Raw genomic sequence first — 18,328 nt, forward strand, 5'->3', positions numbered from 1 at the left:
TACGCCAAATTGCATTTTTAGCAAGTCGCGACGCGGCTCAGGCTTGGTCGTTTGGTTGAAACTGCTATGATTTCAAATGAAATCACGCGCAAAGCAAAAACATGTGAGGAAAATGCAAAAGACAAGGGCGGGGGCAGGGCGGACCGCTTCGACAATCGTCGTGCGTCCTGCGCCGGGTAAGAAAACGCGGGCGCTGGTACAGGTGGGGAGCATGACGGTACCGGCGGCGATCGGCAGATCCGGGCGCAGCATATTGAAGCGAGAGGGCGACGGCGCGACGCCAATTGCGGATATGAAGTTGCTTCACGGCTTCACGCGCGGCGATCGGGTCCGCTTTTTGCGGACGGCGCTGCCGATGCGGCATATCCGGGAGGATATGCTCTGGTGCGACCAGCCCGGCGATCCCAACTACAACAGGCTGGTGAAGGCTCCCTTCGGGCCGAGCCATGAGGAATTGCGGCGAGGCGACGGCCTCTACGACGTCTGCCTGGTGCTCGACTGGAATGTGAGCTCTCGCAGGCGCAACCGCGGCTCGGCGATCTTCTTTCACCTGATCAGGCCGGGATATGAGCCGACGGCCGGGTGCATCGCGGTCAGCCTGCGCGACATGAAGCGCATCCTGCCATCATTGCGAAGAGGTATGACGGTCCGGGTTGTCTGAAAGGTCGCCCGGGGTTAACATCCCGATATTCTCCACTATATGGGATTTCGACCGGTCGCCTGTGCGGACCAGGCCGGCCCTTTCCTTTCAGAATTTAAATCACGCCTTCACTCCACCCACTTATCATCCTTTGGAGACTTATCGTGACCACGCAACCGACAATCACGTTCAATGACGGCCATTCCATTCCGCAGGTCGGCCTCGGCGTCTGGCAAACGCCGGAGAATGTTGCGCCGATGGCCGTCAGCACGGCTTTGAAAGCCGGCTATCGCCATGTCGATACCGCAGCCATCTATGCCAACGAGGATGGGGTCGGCGAAGGCATGCGCCAGTCCGGCGTCGCCCGTGAGGATATCTATCTCACAACCAAGCTCTGGAACGAGGCGCAGGGCTTCGATTCCACGCTGAAGGCCTTCGACGAAAGCCTGAAGCGGCTCGGCACCGATTATGTCGATCTCTACCTGATCCATTGGCCGTCGCCGCACCGCAACCGCTACCTCGACACCTGGAAGGCTTTCGTGCGCCTGAAGGAAGAAGGCCGCGCCCGTTCGATCGGCGTTTCCAATTTTGCCGCCGCGCATCTCGAACGTATCATCGGCGAGACCGGCGTGACGCCTGTGCTGAATCAGATCGAGCTGCATCCCACCTTCCAGCAGAAGGAACTGCGTGCCGTTCACGACAAGCTCGGCATCAAGACAGAATCCTGGAGCCCGCTCGGCCAGGGCAAGCTTCTCACCAACGCCGCCATCGGCAAGGTCGCCGCCAAACATGGCCGCACGCCAGCGCAGATCATCATCCGCTGGCATATCGACAACGGCCTGATCGTCATCCCGAAATCGGTGACGCCGAGCCGCATCGAGGAGAACTTCAAGGTTTTCGATTTCAAGCTCGACGGCGAAGACCTGGCCGAGATGGCCAAGCTCGATTCGGCCAGTGGCCGCATCGGCCCGGACCCGCTGACGGCGAGTTTCTGATCGCAGGTTGCGATCCGCTTATGCAAAGGGGCTCGGAGTGAAGGCTCCGAGCCCTTTTTTCATCCTAAAGCATGTCGCGCAAAAGTGCGCGGCGGTTTTGCGACAACGACATGCACAAAATCAAAGACCTAAAGCGTGGGAAACGACTCTGAAAGATCGCGCGACGCGCTTTAGAGTCCTGAGTGCCGTCAGAGCTGGACCCAGGCCGGTGCCACCGTCGGACCTTTGCCGAGGAAGAAGCCGAAGTGGATGTTCATCTCGCCGATCGGTTCGATGAAACGGGCATTGCGGAGCGGACCCGCGTCGACCGGCTCGAAGCCGATGGATTTGACGAGGCTGGATACGGCGCGCTTGGCCTTCTCGTCGTCTCCGGCAATGAGGACCTGCAGCACCTTGCCGTTACGTCCTTCGGCGGGCAGCAGCGGTGCGAAAATTGTATTAAAAGCCTTCACCACCGTCGCCTCGGGCGCAAGCGCCTGGATTTCTTCGGCGGCCGAACTCGAGTGCCCGACGACGAGGCCGCTGAAATCTGCGGTGACGGGATTGCTGATATCGATCAGCACCTTGCCCTTGAGATTTCCGGCTTCCTTCAGCGTTTCCGCGATAACGCTATAGGGCAGCGCCAGTATGACGATATCGGCAAGCTTGATAGCGGCGGCAACTCCGCCCGCTTCGACGCCAGCGCCCAGTTCGGCGGCAAAGGCTGCTGCCTTTGCGGGATCGCGATGGCCAATGACCACGTCAGACCCTGCTTGGGTCAGCAGACGAGCCAGTCCCGCCCCCATATTTCCGGTACCAATGACAGCGATTTTCATGTTCGTCAGCTCCTTGTTGTGACTGACAAACACATAAAATTATATCCATATTCAGATAAATGATCTAGATATATCGATACTTGAAATGGATTGTTTCTAATGGATCGTTTGTCCGGCATGAGCATCTTCGTCAAGGCAGTCGAGCTCGGCTCGTTCAGCGCCGCGGCAGAGGCCTTGAACATGTCGCCGCAGCTTGTCGGCAAACATGTACAATTTCTCGAACAACATCTTGGTGTTCGGCTTCTCCACCGCACCACGCGCCGTCAGCACCTGACGGAGGTCGGCAGCCAGTTTTACGAGCGCTCGCGCAATATTCTGGCAGAAGTCGAGGCAGCGGAGGCGTTGGCGGCGGAAACCCGGGCCGTGCCGCGCGGCAAGCTGAGGGTCAATGCCCCGGTCACCTTCGGTATCCATGCGCTCGCGCCGGTGCTTCCGAAATATCTGAGTGCGAATCCGGAAGTTTCTATCGATCTGTCGCTGACGAACCGCATGGTGGATCTAATCGACGAGGGCTATGACGCGGTCTTTCGAATCGGTGAGCTCGCTGACAGCGGATTGATCGCCCGCCGTCTAGGGCCTTATCGCCTGGTGATCTGTGCTGCGCCGAGCTATCTGCGCGCCCACGGCACCCCCTCCACACCGAACGATCTCCGAAATCATGAGTGCCTGATCTTCTCGCATACAATGTTGAGGACTCATTGGGATTTTGAAGGACCACAGGGGAATGTGAGCGTTCCGATTTCCGGCCGGCTGATGATCGACAATGGTGAGGCGCTGCTGAAAGCCGCGCTGGCAGGGCTCGGTATCGTTCTGCAGTCGTCCGAACTCATTCAGTCGAGCCTGGAAACCGGAGCACTGGTGCCGCTTTTGCCCGGGTACAGCGTGCCGACGCGCCAGCTGCATGTTCTCTATGCGCCGGATCGCCGCATCACGCCGAAGCTCCGCAGCTTTCTCGATTTCGTTTCGGCGCAATTCGGCGGCCACGGACCGGTGTGACCGGATGGCGGGATTATCCTCCGCCATCCTCTCGGCTCATTCTCACGAGACCTCTTGCGCAAGGGCGCCACGCCTTGAACGTGCCATGCCTGTGACGGCGATGGCCAGCGTCGCGACGATCAGCAGGGCGCCGACCACAAAGGTGATCTGCATGCCTGTTGCAATGGCCTCCGGGCGTGCTGTGATAATATCGCTCGTTCCCGATCCTAGTGTGAAGATGGCGCCCATGACAGACGCGCCCGTTATCAGCCCGAGGTTTCGCGACAGGCTCAGCATGCCTGAAACGACGCCGCGTTGCTCGGAGCCTATGCCCTTCATGATCGCGGTGTTGTTGGACGCCTGAAACATCGCGTAGCTGGAGGTGATGATGACCAGCGGCCCGATATAGCCAGCGGCTCCGAATCTGCCTTGCAGTGCTGCCATCAGGACCAGGCCGATGATCATGCCCACAAGACCTGTCATAGTCATGCGGTGGCCGCCGAAGCGATCGACGATGCGACCGGCCGGCACTCCCGTCAGCGCTGACACCAGCGGGCCGACGGACATGATGGCGCCGACCTGGGCCGCATCGAAGCCGAGAGCGCGGGAGAGATAGAAAGGCCCGACCACCAGCGTCGTCATGATGACGGTGGAAACGAGGGTGCTCATGACAAGACCCGTGCTGAGCTTAGGATCGCGGAACATAGAAAGGCGCAGCAGCGGCGACTTTACCTTCGTTTCGGTGAAGGCAAACAGGGCGATGCCTGAAGCTGCGGCCAACAGCAGGCCGATATTCAAAGCGCCAAAGCTTCCATGCCCGATCGTCATTGCCAGCGCATAGGCAGCCAGCGTCAGAGCCAGCAGAAAAGTGCCGATTTCGTCCGGGCGTCCCTGAGCTCTTTTGCTGTTTTGCCGCTCAGTTGGCAGGAAAAGCGCAGCGAGCAGGAAATTCACGATCCCGAGCGGCACGTTGACAAGGAAGATGGTTTCCCAGCCGAGGCTGGCGATCAAGATGCCACCGAGCGACGGGCCGAGCGTAGTGCCGATCGCAGACATTGTGCCGAGCAGGCCCATGGCGCTGCCTGTGCGCTCTTTCGGCACGGTTTCACCGACCATCGCGACAGTGAGCGCCATCATCATGGCGGCGCCGAGACCTTGCAGACCTCTGGCGGCGAGCAATAGCCAGAGTGTCGGCGCAATGCCGCAGAAGAGCGAGGCGAGGGTGAAAAGGCTGATACCGATCAGCAGCAGGCGCCGCCTGCCGAAAATGTCACCCAGCCGTCCGACGCTGACGATCAGCGTGGAGATGGCAAGCAGATAGGCAAGCACGATCCACTGCACCTGCTGAAAGGAGGCGCCGAATGCCTGGGCGAGCGTTGGCAACCCGACATTGGCAATGCTGGTATCGAGCGAAGGCATCAGCATGGACAGCGATAGGCTGGTAAGGGCCCAGCGGATGCAGGATGTGGACTTTGTGTGGCCGGCTTTGTCCGGATCTTCAATGATTGGCTGCAACATGAGCTCCATTTCTAGTGACGTAATAAAACTTCCGGCAGAAAGGTAGCTCTCGGCATGATATGGCGGAATACGCAGCATTTGCACTTGATCAGTGCATTTGACGCTATGCATCAAGAAAACCATGTTATGGTCGCATCATGTCCACGCCTGATCTCAACCTGCTCGCCACTCTCAATGTCCTGCTTGCCGAGGGCAGCGTCGCGCGCGCCGCCCGGCGATTGCGATTGAGCCCGTCCGCCATGAGTAGGCAGCTGGCGCGGCTGCGCGAGACGACGGGCGATCCATTGTTGGTCAGGGCTGGGCGCGGACTGGTGCCAACACCGCGGGCGCTGGAGCTACGCGAGCGCGTCGGTCATCTTGTTCAGGAGGCGGAAGCGACCTTGCGGCCCGCCGAAAGCCTCGATCTGAAGCAGCTTGCTCGAATCTTCACGTTGCGCACCCGCGAAGGCTTCGTGGAGAATTTCGGCGCCGAACTGATCGCACGCATTGCCGAGCAGGCGCCTGGCGTTCGGCTCTACTTCACTCAGAAGCTGGACAAGGACAGCATGCCTCTGCGCGACGGCACGATCGATTTCGAGACCGGCGTGGTGGGAGACGATACCGGTCCGGAGCTCAGGACGCAGGCGCTGTTTCATGATCGCTTCATCGGCGTGGTCCGAAGCGGGCATCCCTTGAGCGAGGGGGAGATCACCCCGGAGCGTTATGCCGCCGGCCGGCATATTCTCGTTTCGCGGCGTGGCCTGCAGAAGGGTCAGATCGACGAGGTGCTGGAGAAACTGGGGCTGGCGCGGCAGATCGCAACGATTGTCGGCAGCTTCTCGGCGGCGCTGGCCTTGGCGCGCGCCTCCGACCTGATCGTCAGTGTGCCGGAGCGCTATACGGGCAATCTGCGTGTCGGCATGCATAGTTTCGCGCTGCCGATGCCGACATCCGATGTGACGATCTCGCTGCTCTGGCATCCGCGCATGGATGCGGACCCGGCGCACCGCTGGCTGAGGGGCTGCATTCGCGACGTCTGCGCCGGATCGCGTCGGAGCGATCAATCAGATTCGAAGTCGGCTAAATAATTGCGCAGCAGGCGGTCAAGAGCCATGCGTTCGCCTTCGGAAAGGGTGGAGATCAGGCGTTTCTGTGTTTCGACATGCGCCGTCACCGCCGCATCGATAAGCTCGAAGCCTTTCGGCGTCAGAGATATCAGGAAGCTGCGGCCATCATCTGGGTTCTGGCTGCGAGCGACGAGGCCGGCCCTCTCCAGCTGATCGATGCGATTGGTCATCGTGCCCGACGAGACCATCATCGTCTCCATAAGGTCGCTGGGGGAGAGAGTATAAGGCTCGCCCGAGCGACGCAGGGTCGCCAGCATGTCGAAATTTGCCGAGTTCAGGCCGAAGCGGCCGAAGGTCTTCTCCATCTCGCGCGAGAGATGGAGCGCGAGATTGCGCAAGCGCCCGAACAGGCCCATGGCCGTGGTGTCGAGATCCGGTCGTTCGCGGCGCCACTGGGCGAGAATTTTGTCGATGCGATCCATGCCGGAACTTCGCCATGAATTTATCTTGACGTCAAGGTATTTCAGGTTATCTTGAGGTCGAGATAAATTGAGGCCAAGATCATGAACCGCAATCTCGACCTGTTGCTGACCGCCATCGCGCCGGCGATCTGGGGCAGCACCTATCTGGTAACGACGCAACTGCTGCCGGCGGGCTATCCCCTCACGGTCGCGATGCTGCGCGCCCTGCCGGCCGGGCTGCTGCTGCTTGTGATCGTGCGGCGGCTGCCGCGCGGGATCTGGTGGTTGAAAACGCTGGCCCTCGGCGCACTGAACTTCTCCGTCTTTTGGTGGCTGCTGTTCATTTCGGCCTATCGCCTGCCCGGTGGTGTGGCAGCGACGGTCGGTGCAGTCCAGCCGCTGATCGTCATCGTGCTGGCGCGCTTGCTGCTGGGATCGCCCATCCGCGGCCTTTCGATTGTTGCCGCCATTGCCGGCATCGGCGGTGTCGCACTGCTGATTCTGACGCCGAATGCGACGCTCGATCCGATCGGCATCGCTGCGGGTATTGCCGGTGCCTTCTCCATGGCGGCGGGAACCGTGCTCAGCCGCCGCTGGCGGCCCGATGTCTCGCCGCTGACCTTTACGGCATGGCAGCTGACGGCCGGCGGCATGCTGTTGCTGCCGGTGGCGCTGCTGCTTGAGCCACCGCTGCCGCATCTGACCGGCGCCAACATTCTCGGCTTCGCCTATCTCGGGCTGATCGGCGCAGCACTCACCTATATTCTCTGGTTTCGGGGTCTCTCGCGGCTCGAGCCTTCGATGGTCTCGCCGCTCGGCTTCCTCAGTCCGACAACGGCGGTGATCCTGGGGTGGGTCGTGCTCGGCCAGCAGCTGAGCACGATGCAGATGTTCGGCATCGTCATCGTGCTCGGCAGCGTCTGGCTGAGCCAGCGGGCGCAGCAGGCCCCATCCACCAAAAAATCAGCACCCGCCAGGCACCCAGCAACCGCGCCGAGAGGATAGAAGGCTGCTAAGGCGCGTGGCGATCTTTCAGATTCGCTTGCCGCGCTTGGGCTCGTGATTTTGCGCATGTCGTTATCGCAAACCGCTTCGTATTTTGCGCGACATGCTTGAGGCAGCAGTTGCCTCCGGACTTCTGATATCAGATGGTAGACGATGTCGGCAGAAGTTCGTTGATGTCTTCAGGAATGAAGCCGCCAGTCTGGCGTTTCCACAGGCGGGCAAACAGGCCATTCTGTTCGGCCAGTTCCTCGGGCCTGCCTTCTTCCACGATGCGCCCGTGATCAAGCACGACTATGCGGTCCATCTTGGCAATGGTTGAAAGGCGATGAGCGATGGCAATCACCGTCTTGCCCTCCATCACCAAATTGAGCTTATCCTGGATGGCGGCTTCGGATTCGCTGTCCAGCGCCGAGGTTGCCTCATCCAGCACCAGGATCGGTGCGTCTTTCAACAGGGCGCGGGCGATGGCCACGCGCTGGCGCTGGCCGCCGGAAAGCTTGACGCCGCGGTCGCCGACGAAGGCGTCATAGCCCTTGCGGCCTTCGCTATCTGCGAGATCGGGAATGAAGGCATCGGCGCTAGCCATTTTCGCGACCTCCTCAATTTCGTCCTTGGTCGCCTCCGGCCGTCCGTAGCGGATATTGTCGCCGACCGAGCGATGCAGCAGCGCGACATCCTGCGCGATGACGCCTATCGCGCGGCGAAGACTTGTCTGCGTGATGGCGCGGATATCCTGCCCGTCGATCAAGATCGCGCCGTCCTTAATATCGTAGAAGCGCAGGAGCAGGTTGGCGAGCGTCGTCTTACCCGCGCCTGAGAGGCCGACGAGGCCGACCTTTTCGCCCGGCCGCACCGTCAGCGAAAGGTCATTGATGACGGGCTTGCCAGATTTGTAGGCGAAACGAACATTCTCGAAGCGGATTTCGCCGTTCGGGACGACAAGATCCCGCGCGTCCGGCCCGTCGGTAATGGTGGGCGGCGTCGTCATGACTGGCATGGCGTCCTTGATCGTGCCGATCGCCTGGAAGATCTGCTGGCCCATCTGCAGGAAAGTAAATGTGTGACCGGAGAGGCGGTTGAGAACATAAACGGCGGCGGTGAATTCGCCGATCGTGACGAAGCCATCCACGAGCCCGGTAAAGCCGATCGACAGGATAGCCAGCCAGTGCATCATGTTGAGAACGACGACGATGACCTCAGCGGTACGGTAGATGCGTTGTTCGCTCTGCTGAGCTTCGATAGCCTTGCCGATTATGCCTCTGATGGCGCCGGCCTCGCTGTCTTCCGCGGCGAATTGCTTGACCATTTGCATATTGGCGTAGAGATCGGTAATCGCGCCGGAAATCAGGCTGCGACGCTTGGCCGAGCGGCGTGAGCGCTCAGTGAAGACAGGTGCCAGCCTGACGGCGAGAAGCACGTTGAGCGTGATCCAGATGATGGACGGAAGGGCAAGCTGCCAGGAGAGCGCGCCCAGAAGGATGACGGAGCCGACCATCTGCATGATAAAGCGCGGAATGGACTGGAAGGCCGAAACGACCTGCTGCTGGACGGCTGAGGCTACCTGCTGCAGGCGCGAGGCGACCTGGCCGGCATAGAGATCGTGGAAGAAGGCGAGATCCTGCCGCTCCACCGCCCTGTGGCCCTGCCATTGAATGGCGGCCGGCATGCCGATCCCAAGCGTATGCGAGTTCAACGTATTGACGAGGAAAGAGCCAATCGGGATGCAGGGGAAAAGCATCAGCCCAAGGAAGATCAGCAGCATCCGGTCGTTATGCAGGAAAGCGGCAGCACCCTGCTGCGTGACACCATCAACAATGACGGACAGGCCCCAAACGATGGTCAGGCTCATGACTTCAATCGCCATGATGCAGAGGGCGAGCGTGATCAGAATGCCGCGAAACATGAGGATGAAGTGAAGAAGAACGGCCAGTGGCCCCGAGGGAGGCAGTGGCCGGTAGGGGATGTCGAGCGGCCGGATCAACCTTTCGAAAGGGCGGTAGATCTTATCTGAAATCGACATGGGCCTCTCGGATCAAAAATCGGGAGGAGCGCGGGGAATGAGTCAGACGGGCCGCATAAAATCATCTTCCGGCTGCAATCTCAAATAGAAATTTCAGAAATATAAGACGAGCGGGTGTCGCGAAAACCGGGCCTGAGGCGGTACGGCTAAGAGCTGTCGCTGAATTCCGAGATAGACGGCTCAGGTGGGAGAATTTTCACAGCAGAGAAAAAAGGCGGCTCTGAGGCCGCCTTTTGCAGTCAATCAATCGAAGCAGATCATTTCCACTCGCGGATATCGACGAAGTGGCCGGCGATCGCGGCGGCGGCGGCCATAGCCGGCGAAACCAGATGCGTGCGGCCCTTGAAGCCCTGGCGGCCTTCGAAGTTGCGGTTCGAGGTCGAAGCGCAGCGCTCGCCCGGCTTCAAGCGGTCGTCGTTCATGGCGAGGCACATGGAACAGCCAGGCTCGCGCCAATCGAAGCCGGCAGCCTTGAAGATCTTGTCGAGACCTTCAGCTTCCGCCTGTTCCTTCACGAGGCCGGAGCCCGGAACGATCATGGCGTCGACGGTCGAAGCCACCGTCTTGCCTTCGACGACTTTGGCAACGGCGCGCAGGTCTTCGATGCGTCCATTGGTGCACGAGCCGATGAAGACGCGATCGATGTTGATCTCGGTCATCGGCGTGCCCGGCTTCAGGCCCATATAGTCGAGCGCACGCCACTTGGAAGCGCGCTTGGTTTCGTCCTGGATCTCATCCGGGTTCGGAACAATACCCTGAATAGAGATGACGTCCTCCGGAGAGGAGCCCCAGGAAACGATCGGCGGCAGGTTGGCGGCATCAAGCTTGACGATGCGGTCGTAATGTGCGCCCTCATCCGACTTCAGCGTCTTCCAGTAGGCGATTGCCTGCTCCAGCGCCTCGCCCTTCGGCGCGCGCGGCTTGCCCTTGATATATTCGAAGGTGACCTCGTCCGGAGCGATCAGGCCGGCGCGGGCGCCGCCTTCGATCGACATGTTGCAGATGGTCATGCGGCCTTCCATCGACAGCGAGCGGATGGCTTCGCCGGCATATTCGATGACGTAGCCGGTGCCGCCTGCGGTGCCGATTTCACCGATGATGGCGAGGATAATGTCCTTGGCGGTGACGCCCGGCGGCAGCTGGCCGTCGACCTGCACCAGCATGTTCTTGGCCTTCTTCTGGATCAGCGTCTGCGTGGCGAGCACATGCTCGACCTCGGAGGTGCCGATACCATGGGCGAGCGAGCCGAAGGCGCCGTGGGTCGAGGTGTGGCTGTCGCCGCAGACGATGGTCATGCCGGGCAAGGTGAAGCCTTGCTCGGGGCCAATGATGTGGACGATGCCCTGACGCTTGTCGTTTTCGGAGTAGTATTCCACGCCGAATTCAGCGGCATTCTTGGCGAGCTGTTCGACCTGGATGCGGCTTTCCTCGTTCTTGATGCCGAGGTGGCGATCCGGCGAGGTTGGCACGTTATGGTCGACGACGGCCAGCGTCTTCTGCGGCGCGTGAACCTTGCGGCCGGACATGCGCAGACCTTCGAAAGCCTGCGGCGACGTCACCTCGTGAACGAGATGACGGTCGATATAGAGAAGACAGGTGCCGTCGTCTTGGGCGTCGACCAGATGGTCGTCCCAGATTTTGTCGTACAGTGTGCGTGGAGCGCTCATGGCTACAGATCCATATTGGCATTATCGAAGATGGGGGGTGACGGATCAGGACCGCCGGCCTCGGGTGTGATCAGCGAAGTCGGCTGTTGAGCGCGCCCGAAATCATCGCAAAGAAACGTGCCGGCAGGCGCTTATGGTCCTGCAGCACGAAAGCCGTGACGTAACGTCCGTCTTTGCTCATGATCTTACTCATGGCCATGCTCATATCAATTTTCAAAACCTTCGGCAATGGCGACGATAGGCAGTATCGGTACGGTCGCCTTGGCCATCACACCTGCGCACCGGGTGGCTGGCCCGCGGCCAGACGGGGGAAGGCGGAGCGGTCGCTGCCGGAGCGGCGGCGCATCCAGGCTTCGAGCTGCCGGAGTAAAAGCGAGAGACCGATCGTCAGCAGCAGATAGATGAAGGCGAGGATCGACAGCGTTTCGAAGTAGCGGAAATTGGCCGAGTAATAGAGCTTGGCGAGCTGACTGATATCGGCGACGCCGAGCACGGACACGAGCGAACTGTCCTTCACCATGGCGATGAAATCGTTCGACAGCGGCGGCAAGATGACGCGGATCGCCTGGGGGAAGACGACGAGCCGGAAGCGCTGGAAGCGGCTGAGGCCTAGCGCTTTTGCCGCTTCGATCTGGCCCTGGTCGACGGCCTGGATGCCGGCGCGAAAGATTTCAGCGATGAAGGACGAATAGCCAATCGTCAGCGCGATGATCGTGCGCCAGACGAAAGGCACATCGCGGGTGACGAGCGGTGTCGTCCAGCCAGCGGAGGCCAATGGAGACGTGATGAAATTATAGACAGCGACGAAGGCCGGCGTGCCGACGAAGGCGACATAGGAGAGCAGCACCAGCATCGGGATGCCGCGCACGATCTCGATATAGAAGCGCGCCATCTGCCTGAGCACGAGGAAATCGGAAAGGCCGAGCAGCGCCAGTGCCAGGCCGAGCAGCATGGCCAGCGTAAAGGCGACCAGCGTCACGAAGACCGTGACGCCGATGCCATTCAGCAGAAGAGAGAAAATCTGGGCATAGAGGCCGTTCGCTGCAATTGCGAATGAGGCGGCGATGCCGAGGATAGCGAGGGCGACCAGCCACCAGGGAAAGTCTTCCTTGCCGCGGTGCCCGCCCGGACCTGCCAAAGGTGCCATCAGAGCGGGCTTCCAATATATCGGTCTTCAGAGCTCATTGGCCCATCTTGTAGTCGAGGAACCACTTCTTGTTCAGCGCGTCGAGCGTGCCATCGGCCTTGAGGCTGGCGATGGCGGTGTTGATCGGGGCGACGAGATCGGAACCCTTCTGGAAGATGAAGCCGAAATCCTCGGTGCCGAGCGGGCCGCCGACCAGCTTCAGACCGCCGTTGGAGGCATCGACATAGCCCTTGCCGGCGGTGCCATCGGTCAGCACCATGTCGACGTCTCCCGTCTTCAGTGCCTGCACTGTCGCACCGAAGGTTTCGAAGGTCTTGATGCGCGGGTTCTGCTCGTTGCCGTCGAGGACTTCATAGACGGCGGTGTAGAAGGGCGTCGTGCCCGGCTGCGCGCCGATCAGGGCCTCCTTGACCGCGGCGAAGCTCTTGGCATCCGTGAAGCGCTTCTCGTCGCCACGCACGAGCATGAACTGCTGCGAGCGCATATAGGGATCAGAGAAATCGACCTTCTGCTTGCGGTCTTCCTTGATGGTGATGCCGGTCATGCCGATGTTGTATTGGCCTTCGGAAACGGCCTGGATCATCGCGTCCCAGCTGGTGTTCTGGTACTCGACCTTGAAATTCAGACGCTTGGCGATCTCGTTCATCGCGTCATATTCCCAGCCGATCGCCTTGTTCGTCTTGGGGTCGATGAACTGCAGCGGCGGATAGGCATTCTCTGTGACGACGACGACGGTCCTGCCGTTCAGGTTCGGCAGATCGGCGGCGAAGGCGGCGAAAGGTGCAAGCACGAGGGCGCCAAGGCCCAGAAGGAACGAACGACGGAATGCCATGAAAATCTCCCCGATTAGAGCATGATGCCGAAAAGTGTCAGCGGTTTTCGGACGACATCATGCTCTCCTTATTTGATTCTGGCGCGGATTTAGATTTCAGGTCGATTCGACCTGAAATCATCCGGCGCCAGGCTGGCGGAAAACTGTCATATTTGGAAAGTGAATGGCAAGGCCATTGCCATGGCTGCGATCATAAAAATGGAAAAGCAACTCTAAGCGGGGAGCCGGCGGAGAAAATTTCTTTCGTGGGCGTGAGCCGGACAGCAAAAAGGCGACCCGAGGGCCGCCTTCAAGCTTTGCGATCCCAAGTGGATCGAAACTTATTCTGCTGCCGGCTCGGCTGCAGCAGCAGCTTCGGCAGCTGCCTTTGCTTCTGCGGCTTCGGCTGCGGCCTTCTCGGCTGCGAGCGCTTGAGCGGCTGCAACCTTCTCGGCTTCGATGCGTGCCTTCTCATCGGCCAGAGCCTGACGCTCGGCATCGTTGAGCTTGCGGGCGCGGGTGCCGGTGTTTTCGACGATACGGGCAGCCTTACCGCGCAGGTCGCGCAGGTAGTAGAGCTTGGCGCGACGGACCTTACCGCGGCGAACGACTTCGACGCTTTCGATCATCGGCGAGTAAACCGGGAATACGCGCTCGACGCCTTCGCCGTAGGAGATCTTGCGAACCGTGAAGTTTTCCTGCAGACCGCCGCCGGAGCGAGCGATGCAAACGCCTTCATAGGCCTGAACGCGGGTACGGTTGCCTTCCGTGACCTTCACGTTGACGCGAACGGTGTCGCCAGCGGAAAATTCGGGAAGCGTGCGCTTGGCTTCGATCTTGGCAGCCTGTTCGGCTTCCAACTGCTGAATGATGTTCATAGTATCAACCTCGTTGTTGGTTCAACAGCCAGAGCGCTCATCATTCTATCTTTGGTCGGACCCGGAGATCACGCCTCGGATATATGCCCGTTCAGGCAGGAGCGAATACGTCTGCTCTTCTTTGCTGGTTGATGGGAAATTTCCCATGCCGGGCGCGCACATACCCTATTGTCACGCCTTTGTCACCCCTTGCGGCTGAATTAAGTGGCGATTAGCGCCAGTTTTGCGGCGCGCTTGAACCAATGTCGTTCATCCAGACGTGTTGTCGCTACTTCTTTCGCAACTCGTCCAGCAAATCCGGCCGCCGCTCTTTCGTCAGCTTCTCAGCCTGCTCCCTCTGCCATTTGGCGATCGCCGCGTGATTGCCAGAGGTGAGAATGGCGGGGATCTCTCGGCCCTCCCAGATTTGCGGGCGGGTATAGTGCGGGTGTTCCAGCAGGCCGCCTTCGAAGCTTTCGTGCAAGCCGGAAAGATCATTGCCCATGACGCCGGGCAGGATGCGAACGATAGCGTCGAGCAGGATGAGGGCGGCCGGCTCGCCGCCCGAGAGGATATAGTCGCCGATCGAGACTTCTTCGAGGCCACGGCCGTCGATGACGCGCTGGTCGACGCCTTCGAAGCGGCCGCAGACGATGATGACGCCATCGCCGCCTGCAAGCTCGCGCACGCGCTTTTGCGTCAGCGGCTTGCCGCGAGGGCTCATCAGCAGGCGGGGGCGGCCGTCGTTTTCGCTGGCATGGTCGATGGCGCGGGCAAGCACATCCGGTTTCAGCACCATGCCGGCGCCGCCGCCGGCCGGCGTGTCGTCGACGGTGCGGTGCTTATCGGTGGCGAAATCACGGATCTGCACGGTGTCCAGCGACCATTGCCCGCGTTCCATCGCCTTGCCGGCAAGCGACGTGCCGAGATGGCCGGGGAACATCTCGGGATAGAGCGTCAAGATAGTCGCTCGAAAACTCATGGCGCGGTCACTTCCCAATAAGGATCACTTCTTCGGCTTGCCTTGGGGCTTTTCCGGCTTTGCCGGCTTGCCGATAAGATCGTCGGGGTTGTCGATCAGGCCGGCGGCCAGCGGATCGATCAGGATCTTGCCGCCCTCGAGATCGATTTCGAGCACGGCGGCTTCGGAAAAGGGGATCAGCACGGGCCGCTTGCCCGGCCCCTTCAGCTCCAGCAGGTCGCCCGCACCGAAATCATAGATGCCGCTGACAGTGCCGTAGCCGACGCCTTGGTCGTCGACGGCTTCCAGCCCTTCGAGATCGGTGTAGAAGAATTCGTCGTCGTCGAGCTCATCATCCGGCAGGTGGTCGCGCTCGATATAGAGTTCCAAGCCGTTCAGTGCCTCGGCGGCATTGCGGTCGTTGATGCCGCGGAAACGCACGATGACGACATTCTTGGCCTCGCGGATTTCCAGAACTTCGAAGCTGCGGCCATCCATGCTGTGCAGGTGGCCGTAATCGCCAAGCGCGGTCGGATCGGATGTATAGGCGCGGGCACGCACCTCGCCCCTCAGGCCCTGTGCGGCGCCGATGGTGGCCATCAATACCGGATTTTGCAGTTTCGTCATGGTCTCTTCGCCGATTGCCGGGATTATGCAGCAGATCCAAAATGCTACAGCGACCGACCTTGGCACTCATTTGTGACACGCGGCGCTGTCTTTGGTTCTCTCATAGGCTGAACATTTGCCGATGGGAAACAAAAAACGGGCGGCATGTCGCCATGCCACCCGTTTTCAATCAATGCGGGGTCCGATTACTCGGAAGCAGCAGCGGCGTCAGCAGCCTTCTGTGCCTTTTCGGCAGCGCGCTCCTGAGCCTTCTTGCCCGGCTTTGCCTTTTCCGGGTTATTCTTGGCTTCGCGCTTTGCGATGCCGGCTTCGTTGAGGAAGCGCAGAACGCGGTCGGTCGGCTGTGCGCCGTGGTCGAGCCAGTGCTTGATGCGTTCGACCTTCAGTTCAACGCGCTTGGCGTCGTCCTTGGCAAGCATCGGGTTCCAGGAGCCCAGGGTCTCCAGGAAACGGCCGTCGCGCGGCGAGCGAGCGTCGGCTACGACAACGTGGTAGTACGGGCGCTTCTTGGAGCCACCGCGGGCGAGACGAATTTTCAATGCCATGTTCATTCTCCTTAGGCTTTTCTTGACCGCTTCGTTGTGCGGTATGGTTACGTCGCGCTGCTTTTTTCTTGCTGCGTGATCCCCTGAAAACGTCCTGCGTCTTCGGGATCATGCGGCCAGGGGGTTACCCTTTGAAATCCGCAGCGATCTGTTCATGATGCCGGATGACTTCCTTGATGACGAAGTTCAGGAACTTCTCGGCGAAATCCGGGTCCAGATTGGCGTCCTTTGCCAGGCGGCGCAGACGCTCGATCTGAAATTCTTCGCGTGCCGGGTCGGCCGGCGGCAGGTCGTACTTGGCCTTCAGCACGCCGACCTCTTTGGTGCAGCGGAAGCGCTCGGCCAGCATGTGCACCAGTGCAGCATCGATATTGTCGATCGACTGGCGGTATTTGCCCAGTTGGGCTTTGACGTCTGGATCAATCATGGTCAGCGATCCCTCTCACTTCTTCTTCGGCAAACCGGGGAGGCCCGGGAAACCACCGCCGAGACCAGGTAGCTTGGCGCCGCCGAGGCCCGGCAAACCGCCCCCGCCGCCCAGGCCAGGCAAACCACCCGGCAGGCCGCCGGGACGGCCGAGGCCTGCTGCTTCGGCCTGCTTCTGCAGGGCTTCGAGCTGCTTGGGGTCCATGTTCGACAGGTCAGGCATTCCCCCCATACCGCCGCCGAGGCCCATCTTACCGGCAAGGCCGCCCATCAGCTGCTTCATCATGCCGCCTTTGCCCTTGCCGCCCATCATCTTCATCATGTCCGCCATCTGGCGGTGCATCTTCAGAAGCTTGTTGATGTCGGAGGCGTCGGTGCCGGAACCGGCGGCGATACGCTTCTTGCGGGAATGCTTGAGGAGATCCGGATTGGCGCGCTCGGCCTTGGTCATCGAGGAGATGATGGCGAGCTGGCGCTTGAACAGGCGGTCGTCGAGGCCGGCGGCAGCCATCTTGTCCTTCATGCCGGACATGCCGGGCATCAGGCCCATGATACCGCCCATGCCGCCCATCTTCTGCATCTGCTGGAGCTGATCGGCGAGATCGTTGAGGTCGAACTTGCCCTTGGCCATCTTGGCAGCCATGGCGGCTGCCTTCTCGGCGTCGATATTCTCGGCAGCCTTCTCGACGAGGGAGACAATGTCGCCCATGCCGAGGATGCGGTCGGCGATACGGCGAGGATGGAATTCCTCCAGCTCGCCCATCTTTTCGCCGACGCCGATCAGCTTGATCGGCTTGCCGGTCACGGCGCGCATCGAAAGGGCGGCACCACCGCGGCCGTCGCCGTCCATGCGGGTCAGCACGAGGCCGGTAATCCCGACGCGCTCGTCGAAATTGCGGGCGAGATTGACGGCGTCCTGACCGGTCAAGCTATCGGCGACCAGCAGGATTTCGTGCGGATTGGATTTCTTCTTGATATCCGCCATCTCGACCATGAGCGGCTCGTCGATATGCGTACGGCCGGCGGTGTCGAGGATGACGACGTCATGGCCGCCGAGCTTGGCGGCCTGCACGGCGCGTGCGGCAATATCGGTCGGCGACTGGCCTGATATGATCGGCAGCGTGTCGACGCCGGTTTGCACGCCGAGCTGGCGCAGCTGCTCCTGCGCGGCCGGACGGCGCGTGTCGAGCGAGGCCATCAGGACCTTCTTACGGTCGCGGCTGGTCAGGCGGTTGGCGATCTTGGCCGTGGTAGTGGTCTTACCCGAGCCCTGCAGGCCGACCATCATAACGACGACCGGGGCGGGGGCATTCAGGTCGATGCCGACACCTTCGCCGCCGAGCATCTCGATCAGCTCGTCATGGACGATCTTGACGACCATCTGGCCGGGCTTGATCGACTTCAGGATCTCGGCGCCGACGGCCTTTTCGCGGACGCGATCGGTAAAGGAGCGCACGACATCCAGCGCCACGTCGGCTTCGAGCAGCGCACGGCGAACCTCGCGCAGTGCCGCGGAAACATCGGCTTCCGAAAGCGCGCCGCGGCCTGTCAGTCCATTCAGAATGGAACCAAGACGGTCCTGGAGGTTTTCAAACATCGTTTCTTCCTTATCGATCGCTTGGGATTTGGATTTGGCGCAAGTTTGCGCGGTTCCTCGCCCGAAAACGTCGTGCTTTTCCATGACGAAAACAAGACGCAAAGCCAAAAAGCACCCGAGGGCGCATCGCGCTGTCGGGTGTTGACCTCCGGGATCTCTTTATACCTTAATGGGTCCCGGTCGGTGGCTCGGAGGCTTGTGCTCGTCGCAGATTG

18 protein-coding genes are annotated in these 18,328 nt (G+C 60.6%); 5 read left to right on the forward strand and 13 right to left on the reverse strand.

Annotated elements, in window-relative coordinates; all coding sequences use genetic code 11:
• Window positions 1-112 precede the first annotated feature (112 nt).
• Both FBZ99_RS27285 and FBZ99_RS27290 read left to right on the forward strand, forming a co-directional pair.
• Window positions 113-661 carry a L,D-transpeptidase family protein gene (locus FBZ99_RS27285; protein ID WP_145635966.1) on the forward strand — a complete coding sequence of 183 codons (549 nt, stop codon included), beginning with the start codon at window positions 113-115 and terminating at the stop codon, window positions 659-661.
• A gap of 143 nt (window positions 662-804) precedes the next feature.
• Window positions 805-1,635, forward strand: a complete 831-nt coding sequence (locus FBZ99_RS27290; protein WP_145635969.1) for an aldo/keto reductase — start codon at window positions 805-807, stop codon at window positions 1,633-1,635.
• Window positions 1,636-1,823: 188 nt separating this feature from the next.
• Here the strand turns inward: FBZ99_RS27290 and FBZ99_RS27295 are convergent, their stop codons facing one another.
• Window positions 1,824-2,483, reverse strand: coding sequence for an NADPH-dependent F420 reductase (locus FBZ99_RS27295; RefSeq protein WP_267904852.1), 660 nt, complete (start codon window positions 2,481-2,483; stop codon window positions 1,824-1,826).
• Window positions 2,484-2,549: 66 nt separating this feature from the next.
• Between FBZ99_RS27295 and FBZ99_RS27300 the strand changes: the two genes are divergently transcribed.
• The gene (locus FBZ99_RS27300; protein ID WP_145635976.1) at window positions 2,550-3,446 is read left to right on the forward strand and encodes a LysR family transcriptional regulator; all 897 of its coding nucleotides are present in this window, start codon (window positions 2,550-2,552) and stop codon (window positions 3,444-3,446) included.
• Between the two features lie 42 nt (window positions 3,447-3,488).
• On the opposite strand, the gene FBZ99_RS27305 is transcribed toward FBZ99_RS27300, so the two are convergent.
• The gene (locus tag FBZ99_RS27305; RefSeq protein WP_233790189.1) at window positions 3,489-4,943 is read right to left on the reverse strand and encodes an MFS transporter; all 1,455 of its coding nucleotides are present in this window, start codon (window positions 4,941-4,943) and stop codon (window positions 3,489-3,491) included.
• A gap of 137 nt (window positions 4,944-5,080) precedes the next feature.
• On the opposite strand from FBZ99_RS27305, the gene FBZ99_RS27310 reads away from it, so the two are divergent.
• Entirely contained in the window at window positions 5,081-6,010 is a 930-nt protein-coding gene (locus FBZ99_RS27310) for a LysR family transcriptional regulator (protein WP_145635983.1), read from the forward strand.
• Here the strand turns inward: FBZ99_RS27310 and FBZ99_RS27315 are convergent.
• Entirely contained in the window at window positions 5,983-6,471 is a 489-nt protein-coding gene (locus FBZ99_RS27315; protein WP_113330864.1) for a MarR family winged helix-turn-helix transcriptional regulator, read from the reverse strand. The genes FBZ99_RS27310 and FBZ99_RS27315 overlap by 28 nt on opposite strands.
• A gap of 81 nt (window positions 6,472-6,552) precedes the next feature.
• Between FBZ99_RS27315 and FBZ99_RS27320 the strand changes: the two genes are divergently transcribed.
• Complete coding sequence (locus FBZ99_RS27320) at window positions 6,553-7,455, forward strand: EamA family transporter (RefSeq protein WP_145635986.1); 903 nt, start codon at window positions 6,553-6,555, stop codon at window positions 7,453-7,455.
• A gap of 139 nt (window positions 7,456-7,594) precedes the next feature.
• On the opposite strand, the gene FBZ99_RS27325 is transcribed toward FBZ99_RS27320, so the two are convergent.
• From FBZ99_RS27325 to ffh, 10 genes are all read right to left on the reverse strand, one after another.
• The gene (locus FBZ99_RS27325; protein WP_145635989.1) at window positions 7,595-9,475 is read right to left on the reverse strand and encodes an ABC transporter ATP-binding protein; all 1,881 of its coding nucleotides are present in this window, start codon (window positions 9,473-9,475) and stop codon (window positions 7,595-7,597) included.
• A 257-nt stretch (window positions 9,476-9,732) separates the two neighbouring features.
• Window positions 9,733-11,142 carry a 3-isopropylmalate dehydratase large subunit gene (leuC, locus tag FBZ99_RS27330; RefSeq protein ID WP_069614781.1) on the reverse strand — a complete coding sequence of 470 codons (1,410 nt, stop codon included), beginning with the start codon at window positions 11,140-11,142 and terminating at the stop codon, window positions 9,733-9,735.
• Between the two features lie 268 nt (window positions 11,143-11,410).
• Entirely contained in the window at window positions 11,411-12,289 is an 879-nt protein-coding gene (locus tag FBZ99_RS27335) for an amino acid ABC transporter permease (protein ID WP_113352922.1), read from the reverse strand.
• A gap of 34 nt (window positions 12,290-12,323) precedes the next feature.
• Window positions 12,324-13,121, reverse strand: coding sequence for a transporter substrate-binding domain-containing protein (locus FBZ99_RS27340; protein WP_145635992.1), 798 nt, complete (start codon window positions 13,119-13,121; stop codon window positions 12,324-12,326).
• Between the two features lie 320 nt (window positions 13,122-13,441).
• Window positions 13,442-13,978 carry a 50S ribosomal protein L19 gene (rplS, locus tag FBZ99_RS27345; protein WP_069614778.1) on the reverse strand — a complete coding sequence of 179 codons (537 nt, stop codon included), beginning with the start codon at window positions 13,976-13,978 and terminating at the stop codon, window positions 13,442-13,444.
• A gap of 268 nt (window positions 13,979-14,246) precedes the next feature.
• Window positions 14,247-14,939: a tRNA (guanosine(37)-N1)-methyltransferase TrmD gene (gene trmD, locus FBZ99_RS27350; RefSeq protein ID WP_145635995.1), complete on the reverse strand. Its 693-nt coding sequence runs from the start codon at window positions 14,937-14,939 to the stop codon at window positions 14,247-14,249.
• Window positions 14,940-14,963: 24 nt separating this feature from the next.
• The gene (gene rimM / locus FBZ99_RS27355) at window positions 14,964-15,545 is read right to left on the reverse strand and encodes a ribosome maturation factor RimM (RefSeq protein WP_145635998.1); all 582 of its coding nucleotides are present in this window, start codon (window positions 15,543-15,545) and stop codon (window positions 14,964-14,966) included.
• Window positions 15,546-15,730: 185 nt separating this feature from the next.
• Window positions 15,731-16,090, reverse strand: coding sequence for a 30S ribosomal protein S16 (gene rpsP / locus FBZ99_RS27360; RefSeq protein ID WP_069614776.1), 360 nt, complete (start codon window positions 16,088-16,090; stop codon window positions 15,731-15,733).
• A 124-nt stretch (window positions 16,091-16,214) separates the two neighbouring features.
• Window positions 16,215-16,517: a chorismate mutase gene (locus FBZ99_RS27365; RefSeq protein ID WP_069614775.1), complete on the reverse strand. Its 303-nt coding sequence runs from the start codon at window positions 16,515-16,517 to the stop codon at window positions 16,215-16,217.
• Between the two features lie 15 nt (window positions 16,518-16,532).
• A complete protein-coding gene (gene ffh / locus FBZ99_RS27370; protein WP_145636001.1) occupies window positions 16,533-18,113 on the reverse strand; it encodes a signal recognition particle protein in 1,581 nt (526 codons plus the stop codon).
• Window positions 18,114-18,328: the final 215 nt, after the last annotated feature.

Origin of the sequence: Rhizobium sp. ERR 1071 (assembly GCF_007828675.1) — a bacterium.
Classification (GTDB): Bacteria; Pseudomonadota; Alphaproteobacteria; order Rhizobiales; family Rhizobiaceae; genus Rhizobium; species Rhizobium dioscoreae.